Below are 14,161 nucleotides of genomic sequence, written 5' to 3'. Positions count from 1 at the left end.
CGGCACGACAGCTCCTCACGACGGAACCGGCAGTGGTCATCGGTCCCACGACTCGCGCCGATCAGGACCGCTGTCCGTTCGGACCGTCCGGCCCGCCCTCGGCCCGTCACGGGGCGAGCGCATCGCTGGGCCCGGTCCGTTCCCCTCCACAGGACACCGGGTGTGTGTACGGCGGCGGACTGCGCTGCGGAGTCCGGCATACACCGTCTTCTTCGATAAAACCACAGGTCGGGGTCGGTGTCGACGCGAGAGGGCGGGGCCTGCGCGGCCGCCCCGTCGCACCGCCGGGCACCGGTTCGGGCCCGCGCCTCCCCACGGGAGATCTGGACCTGCGGCCGCCGGGCGTCCGACGGGCAAGTGGCCGGGACGGTCGCTAGTTTGGGGTGTATGAGCACCTTGCCCGTGCGTGCGATGCACGTCCCTCCGTACGGACGACGCTGCTCCCTGTCTGCTCCCCACCCGTCCCCACAGGAGCCGTCATGCCCATGCTGCTCATCCAGGGCAAGTACCGCCTGATAGGCACTCAGCCCGACGGAGACACCGTCCACTTCATCGCCGACAACCCCCACGACTGGAGCCTCGTCGGCGGCAAGCATCCGGTCATCGCGTCCGGCACCGGTGACGCCAGCCTGCGCCTCGAGGGAATCGACGCGCTGGAGACGCACTACGCCGGGCAGCACCAGCCCCTGCAGTTCGCCCACGCGGCCGCCACGGAACTCCTCACCTGGATCGGCTTCAACAGCGTGGCGCGCGAACCGAACGAGAAGGTCACCTCCTGCACCCCCGAGACGGTGCCCGGCTACATCCTCACCGGGGGCGGCGACATCAACAACCGCGCCGTGGCGCTCGCCGGCCGCGGCACCCCGCCCGCCGCCAGCGGCACGGCCGTGACCGTCGACGTGGCCCTGCTGCGGCAGACGGCCAACCATCACCTGGCCTCGCTGGGCCTCGTCTATCCGACGTTCTACACAAGCCTCTTCGCGGACCTGCGCCAGGAACTCACCGCCGTCGCGCAGAGCGCCCGGAACGCCGGTCAGGGACTGTGGCCCAAGGACGTCACCACCTCGGGCTTCAAGCTCACCGACCTGTCCACCATCACCGACAACGCCGTGATCCTGCCCAAGCTGTTCCGGCGGCTGACGGACTACTTCAAGCTGGGCATGGCGATCCCCTGCTTCCCCGCCTACCTCGCCGGCAAGGGGGACATGCTGACGGTCCTGTCCACCGGTGAGCGACTCGTCGGCCTGCACCACGTCGTCACGGTCACCAACGGCCACACCGTCCGCCTCACCCACCCGGTCGAGGACCTGCTCTTCGACGAAGGATGAGGGAGCAGAGCGGCCCGAAGGCGAGCGGCAGCGGCGTCCGGTCCATGGCCCGGGCGCCGCTGCCGCGCCTTGCCGGTCCCATGGCGGGTCATCGCTCCAGGTCACGGTCACGGCTGACTCGACGCCCACGGAACGGACGCACGCGATCGGCCTCTTGCGTTCCCGCTGCCCGGAGGGCGGCATCAAAGACGCGTAAAGATTGCCGGGAGCAGGCAATGTGCGCGGCGGATCGTCCGTGTGACGATGCGGGCACCGGCGGGGAGCCGGCACGGGGGAATCCACGGGGGTGCCACGGGGGAATCCACGGGGGAAGAAGAGGAGAGGCGGTGTGTGCGGATGGCCTGGTTTCTGGGTCTCGGCATGACGGGGGCCGCCCTCCTCGCCCTCTCCCTCGTCCTGGACGGTGTCCTGGAAGGGCTCTTCGAGGGCACGGGCGTGCTGGACGGTCTGCTCGACGGATGGCTGTCGCTTCCCGTGATCGCCGGCTTCGTGTCGATGCTCGGCTTCTCCGGCGCGATCGTGATGGGCACCACCGGTACGGGCGCGCTCGGCGCGGTAGCCGTCGGTGTGCCGGCCGGCGCGGTCACCGGCTGGCTGGCGTACCGCTTCAGCCGTGCGCTGATGAGCGACCGCTCCGGAGCGGCCCCGCGCGGAGACGAACTGATCGGCTCCTCCGGTGCGGTGGTGACCGCGATCCCGGCCGGTGGTTTCGGCGAGGTGATCGTCCACTTGGCCGGTCAGCCGGTGAAGTTCGCCGCGAAGAGCCCCGTCCCGGTCGCCCGCGGCACCGAGGTCTGGATCGACCGGACCCTGTCGCACACGGCCGTGACGGTCCGTCCGGTCGACGCCTGACGGGCCCCGCTCGTCACCGTCCTGTTCGAGCACCGACATCGCCGTCCCGTGGGAGGGCTGAAGGGGGGACTCATGAGTCCTGTGGTCATCGCCGTCGTGGGAGTCGTCGTACTCCTCGTCCTGATCGCCCTGGTGGTGGTCACCCGGTACAAAGTGGCCGGGCCCAGTGAGGCGTTCATCGTCACCGGGCGGCGCGGCAAGAAGGCCACCGATCCGGAGACCGGCCGCGTCTTCACCGACAACAGCGGCCAGAAGGTCGTGGTGGGCGGCGGGGTCTTCGTTGTGCCGTTCGTGCAGCAGAAGTTCACCCTGGACCTGTCGTCCCGGCACATCCCCGTCGCGGTACGCGGCGCGGTGACCCTGCGGGGAGTGAAGGCCAACCTGGACGGCGTGGCCATCGTGAAGGTCGGGGGCACCGAGGACGCCATCCGCGCGGCCGCGCAGCGGTTCCTGATGCAGCAGGACGGCATCGTCGGCTTCACCCAGGAGGTGCTGTCCGGCGCGCTGCGGGCCATCGTCGGCCGGATGTCGGTGGAGGACGTCATCCGCGACCGGGCCGCGTTCGCGGGGCAGGTGGCGGAGGAGGCCGAGGCGAGCCTGTCGGGGCAGGGCCTGGTGCTGGACGCCTTCCAGATCCAGGACATCACCACCGAGGGCTCCTACCTGGAGGACCTCGGCCGGCCGGAGGCGGCCCGGGCCAAGCAGGAGGCCGACATCGCCGAGGCCGAGGCCCGGCGGGCGGCCGAACAGGCCCGGCTGAAGGCCGAGGAGGAGATCGCCGTCGCGCAGCGCACGCTGTACCTGCGGCAGGCGGAGATCAAGGCGGAGACCGACCAGGCCGCGGCCCGCGCCAACGCCTCCGGCCCGCTCGCCGAAGCCGCCCGGCAGCAGGAGATCCTCGCCGAGCAGGAGAAGGTCGCCGAACGCCAAGCCGCGCTGACCGACCGTCAGCTCGACACGCAGGTCCGCAAGCCGGCCGACGCCCAGCGCTACGCGGCCGAGCAGGAGGCCGAGGCCAAGCGGGTGGCGCGCGTCAAGCAGGCCGAGGCCGAGCGCCTGGCCGCCATCGCCGCCGCGCAGGCCGAGGCCGAGCGGGCCCGGCTCACCGGTGAGGGCGAGAAGCAGCGGCGCAGCGCGCTCGCCGAGGCGCAGGCCATCGAGGGCATGAAGCAGGGTGAGGCGGAGCGGTCGCGGCGCGCGGCGATCGCGGAGGCGGTCCGGCTGGAGGGTGAGGCGGAGGCGGCCGCGATCGGCGCCAAGGGCGCGGCCGAGGCCGAGGCGATGCGGAAGAAGGCCGACGCCTTCGGGCAGTACGGCGACGCGGCCGTGCTCCAGATGCTCGTCGAGGTTCTTCCCCAGGTCGTCGCCAAGGCGGCCGAGCCGCTGAGCGCGGTGGACAAGATGACGGTGATCTCCACCGACGGCGCCGGACGGCTGTCGCGCACGGTCGCCGACAACGTGGCCCAGGGCATGGAACTCCTCGGCTCCACCACGGGGGTGGACCTGGCCCAGCTGCTGAAGAACTTCACCGACCGCTCCTCCGCCACGCCGGGGGAGAAGACGGCGCAGTCCAACGGCAAGATCGAGATCGCTGGCTGACGCCACGTCACTCGCTGGCTCCGGACGACCGAACGCCCGGGCAGGCGGTCCAAGTCGGCCGACCCGCTCGGGCGTTCAGTCGGTGCGCAGCCTCGCCCGGACTGCGCCGCGCCGGGCGCGGATCTCCCGTACGGACAGGACGACGACCGCCGGGTTTCGGCGACGATCAGTCGCTGGCGGTGTCCTCGCCCGGTCTGCGCACCACCGTCAGCAGGTCGTCGTGGCCGGCCACCGCCTTCAGGGACAACGTGCGGTATCCGGCCTGGTCGAACAGCACGGTGATGCGGTCCTGGTCCGTGCTGAGGACCGTGCCGTCGCCCCACTGCCGGTGCCGCACCTCGGTCCCCGTCGGGAAGGACGTCGCCGCGGGATGAGCACGCGACTCGTCCGGATCGCTGTCGGTGTCCTTCGCGTCGCAGGTGTCGCAGTTCCCGCACGGCCCCTCGTAGTCCTGCCCGAAGTAGGCGAGCAGGAAGTGCCGCCGGCAGCCCGTCGTCTCGGCGTAGGCCCGCGCCATCTCCACCCGCGACCGGTCGGTGCGGCGGTGCGCCTGCGCGGCCTCCTCGGCCCGCTCGGCCGCCGGGCCCGGCGCAACGCCCGGGGTGGGACGCACCTCGCCGTCCGCCCCCGTGGCGACGGCCTCCGCCTCCTCCAGGAGGTTCACGGCCGCGGTGACCCGCTTCCCGGACAGGCCCGTCGCCCGGCGCAGCTCCTGCAGGCCGGCCGGGTCGCCGCGGTGCTCGTGGACGGCGTCGGCCACCTCGGACAGGGCCTCGCGGCCCGGGGTGCGGCCCGCGAACCAGGTCTGCATCCCCGTGTCCTGCGACCGGTAGTGCAGCACGGCGAGGGCCGGGCGTCCGTCCCGGCCGGCCCGGCCGATCTCCTGGTAGTAGGCGTCCAGCGACCCCGGCAGCGAGGCGTGCAGCACGAACCGTACGTCCTCCTTGTCGATGCCCATGCCGAACGCCGAGGTCGCCACGACGACGTCCGCCGCACCGGAGAGGAACGCGTCGTGGATCCGGGCGCGCTCGGCGGCGCGCAGGCCCGCGTGGTACGTCTCGGCGGCCAGTCCCAGGGCGGCCAGTTCCCCGGCGTAGTGCTCGGCGTCCTTGCGGGTACCGGCGTAGACGATGCCCGGCTTGGGCTCGGCGGCCGCCCGTTCGACGACGGCCCGGCGGCGCTCGTCCTCGTCGAGGAAGCGCCGGGCCTCCAGGCGGATCTCGGGCCGGTCGAAGCCCGTCACCATCAGCCGTGGCCGGCGCATGCCCAGCCGCTCCGTGATCTCCTTGCGCACCGGGGGCGCGGCGGTCGCGGTGAGCGCGAGCACCGGGGGCCCGCCGACGCGGCGTACGGCCTGCTCCAGGCGGAGGTAGTCGGGCCGGAAGTCGTGGCCCCAGGAGGACACGCACTGGGCCTCGTCCACCACGAACAGGGCGGGACCCGCCTCGGCCAGCTCGTCCAGCACCTCGTCCTTGGCCAGCTGCTCCGGTGACACGAACACGAAGCGTGCCTCGCCCCGGCGCACCGCCTCCCACGCCTGACGGGTCTCGCCCGGGCCGAGGTCGGAGTTGATCGCCACGGCGCGGGGAGCGCGGTCGCCGTCCGGCAGGCCCGCCATCTGGTCGCGCTGGAGCGCCAGCAGCGGAGACACCACGACGACCGGCCCGGCCAGCAGCAGGGCGGGCACCTGGTACACGGCGGACTTGCCGGACCCGGTCGGCATGACCACGAGGGTGTCCTCGCCCGCCACCACCCACTCCATGGCGGTGAGCTGCTCCGGCAGCAGGGTGTCCCAGCCGAACACGTCGGCGGCGACCTCCCGCAGGCGTCCGGCCGGCTCCTGCCCCGGCGTCGGCTCGGTCGGCCCCATGATCCACTCCCTGGCTGCTCGGTTCCCGCGCGGGCGGCACCGCCCGCGGGGCGACTGGGTACCCGGGCGGACGAACCCGTATCACCGGGGAGACGAGCCCGAGCGTGCGCATTCAGGACGGCCGCACGGGGAAGCCGGTCTGGTGGACTGGGAGGTGCCCGTGCTGCGAGACGAGGGCTTGGGGCTGGACGAGGTGCTGGGTGCCGCAGAGGATGCGGCGCCCGTGGAGTCGGTGGACGTCGTCGCCAGGAACCTGGAGAAGCGGTTCTCGGCAATCGAGGTGTCGCTCTGGCTCGTCGACATGCTCGGGCGGGAAGCCGTACGGCTGCCCCGGGCCGGCATGGCCGACCAGGCCCGCGGACGGACGGAACGGCGGGTCCTCGCGGGCAGCGTCTACGACCGTGTCCTGCGCTCCCAGCGCCTCGACGAGGAACCGGACGCCGAGGGCGGCTGCAGGATCGTGGCCCCGGTGACCAATCGCGGTGACTGCATCGGCGTCCTGGACGTGCTGGTCCCCCGGGCGGACGACGCCGTACGGGACGGGGTGGCGCAGGCCGCGCACGCGCTGGCGTACATCGTGGTCACCGACCGCCGCTTCACCGATCTGTACCACTGGGGACGGCGTACCACCACGATGGGTCTCGCCGCGGAGATCCAGCACCAGCTGCTCCCCTCGGCACCCTGCTGCGAGGCCGCCCAGTTCACCTTGGCGGGTGGTCTCCTCCCGGCCGACGACATAGGCGGCGACACGTACGACTACGCCCTCGACCAGGACGTCCTCCACCTGTCGATCACCGATGCGATGGGCCACGACACGGCCTCCGCGCTGCTGGCCACGCTGACCGTGAACGCCCTGCGCCGCGCCCGCCGGGCAGGGCGCGGCATCCTCAACCAGGCCAACGCCGCGCACGAGGCGATCAAACGTCACGGCCGCGGCATGACCACGGGCCAGCTGCTGCGCGTCCAGCTGGACACCGGCGCCTGCGAGCTGGTCAAAGCCGGCCACCCCTGGCCCCTGCTGCTGCGCGCCGGGCGCGTGGAGGAGCTCACCCTCAGGGTGAACATGCCGTTCGGTGTGCCGGCCCCGGTCAGGTACCAGGTGCAGCGGCTGCGTCTGGAGCCGGGCGACCGGCTGGTCCTGCTCACCGACGGCATGCGCGACCGGGCCGCCGCCGCGGTCGACCTGCCCGCCCTCGTCCGGGACACCGCGGGCGAGCACCCGCGCGAAGTGGTCCGGGCCCTGACGGCAGCGGTCCACGAGGCTTTCGGAGGGTCGCTGCTCGACGATGCGACCACGATGGTGCTGGACTGGCGCGGCAACCGGACGGGGCAGCGCCACACCAACGGCGGGTCCAACGCCTGACAGCCCGGGCGCCGGGGCCGGCGCCGTCGGCGGGTGAGTGCCGTCGGCGGGTGAGTGCCGAGGGGGACCGGGCCAACTCGGTAGGTGGTGTGAGAGCGGATCCGGGTCAGCCCGCGGGTGGGGGGTGAAGCGATCCGGGTCAGCCCGCGGGCGGAGGTGAAGCGATCCGGATCAGCCGCGCAGGCGGGTGTGGATGCGGATCGTCGTCCCCGTCTCGGGAGTGGAGCGGATCTCGACGAGGTCGCACAGCTGGTGCACGAGCCACAGGCCCCGGCCGCCGATCTGGACGTCGTCGGGCCGGGAACGTCCCAGCAGGGGGTCGGCGATGTAGCCCGCGTCCCGGAACTCGCACACCAGCCGCTCGTCCTCGCTCCACGTGCGCAGCACGCCTTGCCCACCGCCGTGCCGGATGCTGTTGGCGGCCACCTCGGTCGCGGCCAGGTGCAGCTCGCGCAGCCGGCGGGCGCTCAGGCCGTGCCGCTCGGCGCAGGCCGCGATCTTCTCCCGCACCGCGGACAGATCACCCCGGGTGTAGACGAATTCGTCGTACGGATCGCAGGGGTGGGTCAGTGGAGCGAAGGCGAACGGGGCCTGCGGGTCGTAGTCCTCGGACGGTCCGGTGCGCCCGGCGGTGCGGATCTGCGGGTGACAGCGGGCCATCTCCTTCACCGCGGCCGCCTGGCCGTCCACGTCGTAGGGGCACAGCAGCCACCAGGCGGGACCGTCGGCGAACGCCTTGTTCAGCAGCCACTCGTGGTAGCGCAGCTCCTCCAGCTCGGGACGGCTCAGCTCCTCGTCCCAGGGCGACTCGCCGATGCCCCGCACCGGACGTCCCCGAGAGGTCTGCTCCTTGATCCACCCCCGCCAGGCTCCGATGAGCCGGCCCGGATGGCGCGCCACCGGTGTGGTGTCGACGAAGCGGACGGCCTCCTGCTCAGGGAGCTCGGCACGCAGCAGGGACGCCTTGCGCTCCGGGACGGCCACGACGACGGATTCGTCACCGGCGAGCGCGTCCTGGATGAACCCCAGGGTGCCCTCGACGAACTCGTCCGGGCCCGAGTACGGATACAGCTCGTGCCGGTACCCGGGCGGGGAGTCCGGCGACGCGGTTGCCGGGCGCGAGGGAGTGGTCATGGCGTCATCACCACCGGCACCGCGGGCGTGGCGAAGCCGGACAGGTCCCAGGCCAGCCGTACGGTCTCGTTGGTCCCCTCCAGGACGACCTTGCGGTCCGGCATCCCCCGGGCCGCGTCGGCCAGCGCGCTCATGCCCGCCGCGTCCAGGAACTCCAGGCCCTGGCAGAGCAGGCGCACGGTCGCCGACTGCGCCAGCAGGGTGCGCAGGACGGCCCCGAACGCCGGGGCGCCTTCGCTGTCGATGACCCCGTCCACGGACCAGCCGTCCTTTCCCGTCCGGTACACCTGGAACGCCGGTGATGCCGGACGGCTGCCCAGGTGGTGGGGATGCACGCACCTGATCTGTTCCAGCGTGGGAGCGTCCCAATCGGCACTGCTGTAGGCACATACGACCAGAGCCCCGCTGTCGGACGCGAACTCCTCCAGGTCGAGTTCGCTGCGCAGCAGCTGCTCCGGCCGTCCCGCACCGGCGCCGGGCGTCACGTGGTGGAGCACCCTGAGCGAGCGGAAACCCTCGCGTCCGGCGCTCGCCGCCTCGCGACGGACCGCGGCGAGCAGCGAGCCCTCCGTGCGCGCAGGATCGAGCGTCACCGGGGCGAACTCGCCGCGCGAGGCGAGAGCCGATCCGACGATCACCACCTTGTCACCGAAGAGCTCCCCGTCCGCGACGAAGGCCCGGCTCCGGTCCACGACATCGTCGGACGGTCCCAGCAGCTGGCAGACGTGGTCACCCATCCCGATCTCGTCGAGTGTCGCCAGAGTGTGTGGCGCTCTCACCGATCCCTCCCGTCGCTGCGGATGCCCACCATAGTGACAGGCATGCACACGGATCGGACCAGGTGCCCGGCCGGGGACGTGCGGGCCGGGTGAGCGGCCGGCTCATGGGCGCGGAGGCAGGTCGGAGCAGGCGGGGGGCCGGCCGGTGAGATCGGTGATCAGCTCGGTGCACAGGTCGCGCAGCTTGATGTTGCGCTGCTGGGAGGCGCTGCGCAGAACGGCGAAGGCTTCCTCGGCGGTGCAGCGCCGCCGGCCCATGATCACCCCGATGGCCTGGTCGATGACCGCGCGGGATCTCATCGCGGTCCGCAGCTGCTCGGCGAACTCCTGGGCGTCGCTGATCCGCTGCGCCAGCGCGATCGCACCGGTGGCCTGCGCCGCGAGCGAGCGCAGTGCGGTGTGGTCCACGTCGTCGAAGGCGTGCGGCGGGGCGGCGTAGAGGTTGAGGGCACCCGCACTGAGGGTGCGGTAGGCGATCGGCAGCGAGAGGGAGGAGCGGGTCCCGCAGGCGGCGGCGTACGCCGGGTAGGGGCCCCACCTGGTCTCCTGGAGCATGTCCCGGACGAGGATCTCCTGCCCGGAGCGCAAGGACTGCAGACAGGGCCCGTCGTCCTGGCCGTACTGCTTCTCGTCCAGTTCGGTGGCGCCTTCCCCGGAGCTGACGACGGTCAGGGGCCGGCCCTCCCGCTGCAGGGTGACCCCGGCGCCACCGGCGGGGGAGAGACGTACGGCGGCGTCCGCGAGTTGCTGCAGGAAGTCCTCCACGGTGTCCGTCTGCAGCAGCCACTGGGTGAGGTCGGAGTCCTGGTGCGGTTGCCGGCCCGCACTGTTGTCGTCCACCGGGTGTCCTTCGCGGAATCGCGGTGCTACTGGTCGGCAAGGCGTCGTGTCACCGGGGCGCCGGACTCCCACGTCCGACGGAACACCGCGCGCGACGCCCACCTGCCGCCGACCGCCGACGGCCGACGCGGCGTGACCTTCTCCTCCCCACGCTACTCCGCCGCACTCAGCAGACCCACGGCCCGGGAAGCTCCGCGCGGATGGCGTCGAGATCGGCAGGCGTACGGCCCCGCGCGTGGATCCACGACTGGTCCGCGACGCCGTCCCGCCGCACCAGCCGTCCGGGAGCGGCGTACCAGCGCAACGGAGAGTCGTCGGCGCCGGCCCAGAGGGGATGGTCGGGCAGGCCGACCCGCGTGTAGCGAGCGTGGAGGCCCGGCAGCGACGCGTCGGGGAGCTCGCAGGCGTCGTAGAGACTGTCGGCAGCGAAGAGTGATTCGCTCAGCACGAGCTCCACCCAGGCCTGGGACGTCCGATCGAGGAAGGGGATCCATCCCTCCCGCGACTCCACGACCACCGGCGGATCCTCCTGCTCGATCGCGTCCAGGGGAATCCCCCAGGCCGCACAGTCCTGGTTCTCGCGCCGGAACACCAGGATGCCGTCCAGCGCGTCGTCGACATGAAGTCCCGCGGGCGGGACGAGGGGATCCTGCTGCCGGGTCAGGTCGTCCCGCCGGCCGAGGAGCGCGAAACCCTCACGCAACGCAGCCGGAAGCTCGAAGCCCAGATCGGCCTCGGCGGCCGACAACTCGTCCTCGCCACAGCCGTCCTCCGCCCGCAAAGGACACCCCGCCCACGCATCGGCGAACCAGCGCACGAAGTCCCAGGCCTGGGACCGAGTCTGCACCCCGTCTCGCAGCATCACCGACACGTCAGGACCATCACGCACACCAAGGACGCTACCGCGCCCGCCGAGGGGCTGGCGCGAGCGTACTCGCCGGGTGACCACACCCCTCGGCCGACGCAGCACCTTGTGAAACGCTGGCAGCATGATGGGCGGACGGTCCGAGAACCCGGAGCTCTGGACGTTTCTGGAATCACTGCCGTGCGGAGAGCTCCTCTCCGGCACCGTCACAGCGATCGAACGGTTCGGTGTGTTCGTAGCGCTGGACGACGGCCCCGATCACCCGGTCTTCCCCGGTGTCGGGTTCATCTCGGTGCCCGAACTGTCCTGGCGGCGCATCGAAGCAGCCTCCGACGTGGTGCACGTCGGACAGCGGGTCTCGTGCGTGTTCCTCCAGTTCGACACGTGGAACCTCGAGGCCAGACTGTCCTTGCGGGCGACGCAGCCGGACCCCTTCGAGACATTCGCCGACGGCGTCGCCGTTGGACAAGAACTGCCCGGACGAGTCACCCGTGTGCTCCCGATCGGTGCTTTCGTTCAGGTAGCCGATGGAATCGAGGGTCTGATCCACCTCGCAGAGCTCCGCGGGACGCCCCTGCAAACGCCCTCGGATCCTGTCCGGGTCGGAGACGAGATCACGGTTGTCGTCACCACGATCGACCGAGAGCGACGCCGGCTGGCCCTGTCCAGGATCACCAGCACCTCGGTGAGGACTTGTCCGGACGGTCTCTGAGGACCGCGGCTGTCAGCCCCGGTCGGGGTGCGGCGTCCTCGTCCACAGGATGCCTTGGCGGCCGAGGGGGCCTCTCCGGCGCCCACGCCCCCGCCGGTGACGCGTCGCCGGTTGCCGGTGGCGAGGGGCCGGGCGGCCGTTTAGCCTCCCCTTGTATGAGGGCGAGGCGGGCTCGGGTCGAGGACGTGCATGAGCTGGCGTCGGCGATGCCGCATGTCACGGTCGAGCACGGAGTCGGCGGGAACCCGGTCTATCAGGTCGGCCGCAAGTCCTTCGTGTTCTTTCGCACTCCGCGGCCGGACGCGGTCGATCCCGTGACCGGTGAGCGCTACCCGGACGTCATCATGTTCTGGGTGCCGTCCGAGGCCGACAAGGCGGCGCTGGTCCAGGATCCGGGCTCGCCGTTCTTCACGACGTCGCACTTCGACGGGCACCCGTCGGTACTGCTCCGGGCGAGCCGGATCGGCGAACTCACCTACCAGGAGCTCAAAGAGCTCGTCGAGGACGCCTGGCTGTCGCGCGCCTCGCCCCGGCGGCGGGCCGCATGGCTCGCGGCCGCCGGGGCACCTCCAGCCGAAGGCTCAGCCGGGGCACCACCGGCGTAAGGCTCACCTCCGGCGGAAGGCTCACCTCCGGCCGCAGGGCCCTCTCCGGCGCACGGGCCACCGTCCGGATCGCGCTGAGCAGCCCCGCGCCCACTACGCCGTCGCCTCCGGTTCCTCACCCCCCTGGTCCAGCCGGAACGGCGGATAGACGTCGGTGAGCAGGGCGGCGTACGCGGCGACCCGCAGCACCCACCGGTTGAGGCCGATCACGAGGTCGAACAGACTGCGGGGATAGCCGCCGGTGAACGCCAGGACCACCGCGCCGATCAGCGTCAGCAGCCCGATGAGCCCGAAGTCGGCCCACGGTGCCCGCAGTCCACCGAGGAGCAGGGCCACCACGAGGTAGTGCGGCAGGATCAGCAGCCACCACTTGACGAGGACGAGGCCGCGTGACAGCCGCTCGGGGTAGGCCAGTTCCCAGTGCGTCGGGTAGTCGGGGACCTCCGCGAGCGTGAAGGGCGGGTACCGGTCCGTGCCCAGAGCGCCGTACGTGTAGTAGGCGACACGCCAACTCCACCGCAGGACACCGGTGTTGTAGGTGAACAGCGGCCGGGGATAGCGGCCCGTGAAGAGGATCGCGAAGAAGGCCGCGACGCTCGTGACCAGGAACCCGATCCAGAGGAAGGCGAGGACCACGTAGTGGGGCACGGCCAGAAGCCATTTCACCAGCCACAGCCAGCGGGACAGCGGCGTGTCCAGGCGGGCGGTCAGCCGGGCCGGGTAGGGCGGGTGCACTGCTGCGGTCGCCATGAGAACCAGTCCCTTCGGCAGGAGTGGTGCCGGTGATCCTCGCGCCCGCGGGCCTCGGATCGTCCGGTCGGTTCCCACGCTGGGCCCCCGCCACCGGCCGGACCAGGGGCCACCCGGCCCCCACCCGGGACCTGTGACCCCCGCCGCAGGCCGGGGGGAGGCCGATGAGGCCGGACATACCGTCGTCAGAGGCATCTCTCCTCCTGGCCGGAACGGGCGGTGAGCGGCGGAACAGGGACCACCGGCCCTGGCCCCGGTCCCCGTCGTCGGGGACGATCCCAGGGAGTCACGCGACGCAGACCAAGGAGCACTGATGACGGACCGCGAGCAGGCGGGTACTCCCGGCCCCGTCCGGGTCTTCCTCCTCGACGACCACGAGGTCGTACGGCGAGGTGTGCGCGACCTGCTGGACGACGAGCCGGACATCACCGTGGTCGGTGAGGCCGCCACCGCCGAGCAGGCCCTGGTCAGGGTGCCGGCGGTGCGCCCCGACGTGGCCGTGCTCGACGTACGGCTGCCCGACGGGGACGGGGTCACCGTGTGCAGGGAACTGCGCTCGGGCATGCCCGGCCTCTCCTGTCTGATGCTGACCTCGTTCGACGACGAGGAGGCCCTGCTCGACTCGATCATGGCGGGCGCGTCCGGATATGTGCTCAAGCAGATCCAGGGCTCGGACCTGGTGTCCGCGGTACGGACCGTGGCGCGCGGCCAGTCGCTCCTGGACCCGAGCGCGACGAACCGGCTGATGACCAGGCTGCGGGGCGGCGCCGGGCAGGATCAGCGGCCGGACGCCCTGCCGGGGCTCACCGACCGGGAGCGGGAGATCCTGGCGCTGATCGGCGAGGGACTGACCAACCGGCAGATCGGGCAGCGGCTCCATCTCGCGGAGAAGACGGTGAAGAACCACATCTCCCGGCTGCTGGCCAAGCTCGGCGTGGAACGCCGCGTCCAGGCCGCCGTCATCGCCACCCAGGCCCAGGACCGGTCCCGAGGCGAGCGCCGCTGACGGAAGCCGCCCGGAGCGTGGGCCGCAGTTCCCGGCCCGTGATCATTTCCGGTTCGATCCGGACGAAGACCGGATCGAGCGGCGGCTTCCAGGGGCGGGGGCCGGTTTCGCCGAGGCGGTCCGCCTCCCGTGGGTCGCAGACCACTTCCGCTCGTCCCGTCACGACGACGCTCCAGCCCGAGCGGGCCGCCGCGTCGAACTCGTCGGCCTCGAACGCCACCACCACGCCGTCGATGGCGCGTACGAGGTCCGAGGCCGCCGAGGTGCACAGGACGACGGAAGTGTCCGTGTCGAGGGTGAAGTTGACGGGAAGGACCGCCGGCAGCGCCTGCCTGGTGTACACCACGCGGCCGACGGGTGCCTTCGCCAGCAGGCGCAGACACTCCTGCCGGTCGAGTGCGCAGAAGCCGTCGTCCGGGACCATGCGTTCCATCGTCCCGGTCGGTGGCGGACGCGGG

General features: G+C 72.0%; 14 protein-coding genes. 7 read left to right on the top strand and 7 right to left on the bottom strand.

Going from position 1 to position 14,161, the window contains the following annotated elements; genetic code table 11:
- Positions 1-479 precede the first annotated feature (479 nt).
- The 3 genes from ACF1AL_RS03775 to ACF1AL_RS03765 all read left to right on the top strand — a co-directional run bounded on the left by ACF1AL_RS03775 (position 480) and on the right by ACF1AL_RS03765 (position 3,779).
- On the top strand, positions 480-1,328 hold the full coding sequence (locus tag ACF1AL_RS03775; protein WP_391661516.1) for a nuclease: 849 nt from the start codon (positions 480-482) through the stop codon (positions 1,326-1,328).
- A 336-nt stretch (positions 1,329-1,664) separates the two neighbouring features.
- Positions 1,665-2,180, top strand: coding sequence for a hypothetical protein (locus ACF1AL_RS03770; RefSeq protein ID WP_391825463.1), 516 nt, complete (start codon positions 1,665-1,667; stop codon positions 2,178-2,180).
- 72 nt (positions 2,181-2,252) lie between these two features.
- The gene (locus tag ACF1AL_RS03765; protein ID WP_391780006.1) at positions 2,253-3,779 is read left to right on the top strand and encodes a flotillin family protein; all 1,527 of its coding nucleotides are present in this window, start codon (positions 2,253-2,255) and stop codon (positions 3,777-3,779) included.
- Between the two features lie 166 nt (positions 3,780-3,945).
- On the opposite strand, the gene ACF1AL_RS03760 is transcribed toward ACF1AL_RS03765, so the two are convergent.
- The gene (locus ACF1AL_RS03760; protein ID WP_391705804.1) at positions 3,946-5,649 is read right to left on the bottom strand and encodes a RecQ family ATP-dependent DNA helicase; all 1,704 of its coding nucleotides are present in this window, start codon (positions 5,647-5,649) and stop codon (positions 3,946-3,948) included.
- 163 nt (positions 5,650-5,812) lie between these two features.
- Here ACF1AL_RS03760 and ACF1AL_RS03755 point away from each other — a divergent pair, with 163 nt between their 5' ends.
- Positions 5,813-7,012 (top strand): PP2C family protein-serine/threonine phosphatase, encoded by a 1,200-nt coding sequence (locus ACF1AL_RS03755; protein WP_391780045.1) that lies wholly within the window; start codon positions 5,813-5,815, stop codon positions 7,010-7,012.
- A 171-nt stretch (positions 7,013-7,183) separates the two neighbouring features.
- On the opposite strand, the gene ACF1AL_RS03750 is transcribed toward ACF1AL_RS03755, so the two are convergent.
- The 4 genes from ACF1AL_RS03750 to ACF1AL_RS03735 all read right to left on the bottom strand — a co-directional run bounded on the left by ACF1AL_RS03750 (position 7,184) and on the right by ACF1AL_RS03735 (position 10,627).
- Positions 7,184-8,146 carry an anti-sigma factor RsbA family regulatory protein gene (locus ACF1AL_RS03750; RefSeq protein WP_391825462.1) on the bottom strand — a complete coding sequence of 321 codons (963 nt, stop codon included), beginning with the start codon at positions 8,144-8,146 and terminating at the stop codon, positions 7,184-7,186.
- Positions 8,143-8,925, bottom strand: coding sequence for an MEDS domain-containing protein (locus ACF1AL_RS03745; RefSeq protein WP_391705798.1), 783 nt, complete (start codon positions 8,923-8,925; stop codon positions 8,143-8,145). Before ACF1AL_RS03745 ends, ACF1AL_RS03750 begins: the two co-directional genes overlap by 4 nt.
- Positions 8,926-9,027: 102 nt before the next feature.
- Positions 9,028-9,765: a GAF and ANTAR domain-containing protein gene (locus ACF1AL_RS03740; RefSeq protein WP_391825461.1), complete on the bottom strand. Its 738-nt coding sequence runs from the start codon at positions 9,763-9,765 to the stop codon at positions 9,028-9,030.
- A 166-nt stretch (positions 9,766-9,931) separates the two neighbouring features.
- The gene (locus ACF1AL_RS03735) at positions 9,932-10,627 is read right to left on the bottom strand and encodes an SMI1/KNR4 family protein (RefSeq protein ID WP_391825470.1); all 696 of its coding nucleotides are present in this window, start codon (positions 10,625-10,627) and stop codon (positions 9,932-9,934) included.
- 127 nt (positions 10,628-10,754) lie between these two features.
- On the opposite strand from ACF1AL_RS03735, the gene ACF1AL_RS03730 reads away from it, so the two are divergent.
- Together ACF1AL_RS03730 and ACF1AL_RS03725 are read left to right on the top strand one after the other, a co-directional pair.
- Positions 10,755-11,342 carry a S1 RNA-binding domain-containing protein gene (locus tag ACF1AL_RS03730; protein WP_391825460.1) on the top strand — a complete coding sequence of 196 codons (588 nt, stop codon included), beginning with the start codon at positions 10,755-10,757 and terminating at the stop codon, positions 11,340-11,342.
- Positions 11,343-11,527: 185 nt separating this feature from the next.
- On the top strand, positions 11,528-11,947 hold the full coding sequence (locus ACF1AL_RS03725; protein WP_391706589.1) for an MmcQ/YjbR family DNA-binding protein: 420 nt from the start codon (positions 11,528-11,530) through the stop codon (positions 11,945-11,947).
- A gap of 93 nt (positions 11,948-12,040) precedes the next feature.
- Here the strand turns inward: ACF1AL_RS03725 and ACF1AL_RS03720 are convergent, their stop codons facing one another.
- Positions 12,041-12,697, bottom strand: a complete 657-nt coding sequence (locus tag ACF1AL_RS03720) for a DUF4389 domain-containing protein (protein WP_391706592.1) — start codon at positions 12,695-12,697, stop codon at positions 12,041-12,043.
- Between the two features lie 313 nt (positions 12,698-13,010).
- Between ACF1AL_RS03720 and ACF1AL_RS03715 the strand changes: the two genes are divergently transcribed.
- A complete protein-coding gene (locus ACF1AL_RS03715; RefSeq protein ID WP_384202591.1) occupies positions 13,011-13,703 on the top strand; it encodes a response regulator in 693 nt (230 codons plus the stop codon).
- Here ACF1AL_RS03715 and ACF1AL_RS03710 read toward each other — a convergent pair.
- Positions 13,657-14,127, bottom strand: a complete 471-nt coding sequence (locus ACF1AL_RS03710; RefSeq protein ID WP_391706684.1) for a pyridoxamine 5'-phosphate oxidase family protein — start codon at positions 14,125-14,127, stop codon at positions 13,657-13,659. The two genes, ACF1AL_RS03715 and ACF1AL_RS03710, sit on opposite strands and share 47 nt — an antisense overlap.
- Positions 14,128-14,161: the final 34 nt, after the last annotated feature.

It is taken from the genome of Streptomyces sp. NPDC014801, from assembly GCF_043082085.1.
In the GTDB taxonomy this organism is placed as follows: Bacteria; Actinomycetota; Actinomycetes; order Streptomycetales; family Streptomycetaceae; genus Streptomyces.
Note: the sequence above shows the minus strand (reverse complement) of the source record. Positions and strands in the feature narration are given on the sequence as shown.

What these genes read in the sequence shown, in the direction of transcription:
- ACF1AL_RS03760 (WP_391705804.1), bottom strand. Translation starts at nt 5,649, where the DNA reads ATGGGGCCGACCGAGCCGACGCCGGGGCAGGAGCCGGCCGGACGCCTG.
- ACF1AL_RS03720 (WP_391706592.1), bottom strand. Translation starts at nt 12,697, where the DNA reads ATGGCGACCGCAGCAGTGCACCCGCCCTACCCGGCCCGGCTGACCGCC.
- ACF1AL_RS03775 (WP_391661516.1), top strand. Translation starts at nt 480, where the DNA reads ATGCCCATGCTGCTCATCCAGGGCAAGTACCGCCTGATAGGCACTCAG.
- ACF1AL_RS03750 (WP_391825462.1), bottom strand. Translation starts at nt 8,146, where the DNA reads ATGACCACTCCCTCGCGCCCGGCAACCGCGTCGCCGGACTCCCCGCCC.
- ACF1AL_RS03730 (WP_391825460.1), top strand. Translation starts at nt 10,755, where the DNA reads ATGATGGGCGGACGGTCCGAGAACCCGGAGCTCTGGACGTTTCTGGAA.
- ACF1AL_RS03765 (WP_391780006.1), top strand. Translation starts at nt 2,253, where the DNA reads ATGAGTCCTGTGGTCATCGCCGTCGTGGGAGTCGTCGTACTCCTCGTC.
- ACF1AL_RS03715 (WP_384202591.1), top strand. Translation starts at nt 13,011, where the DNA reads ATGACGGACCGCGAGCAGGCGGGTACTCCCGGCCCCGTCCGGGTCTTC.
- ACF1AL_RS03770 (WP_391825463.1), top strand. Translation starts at nt 1,665, where the DNA reads ATGGCCTGGTTTCTGGGTCTCGGCATGACGGGGGCCGCCCTCCTCGCC.
- ACF1AL_RS03735 (WP_391825470.1), bottom strand. Translation starts at nt 10,627, where the DNA reads ATGCTGCGAGACGGGGTGCAGACTCGGTCCCAGGCCTGGGACTTCGTG.
- ACF1AL_RS03710 (WP_391706684.1), bottom strand. Translation starts at nt 14,127, where the DNA reads ATGGTCCCGGACGACGGCTTCTGCGCACTCGACCGGCAGGAGTGTCTG.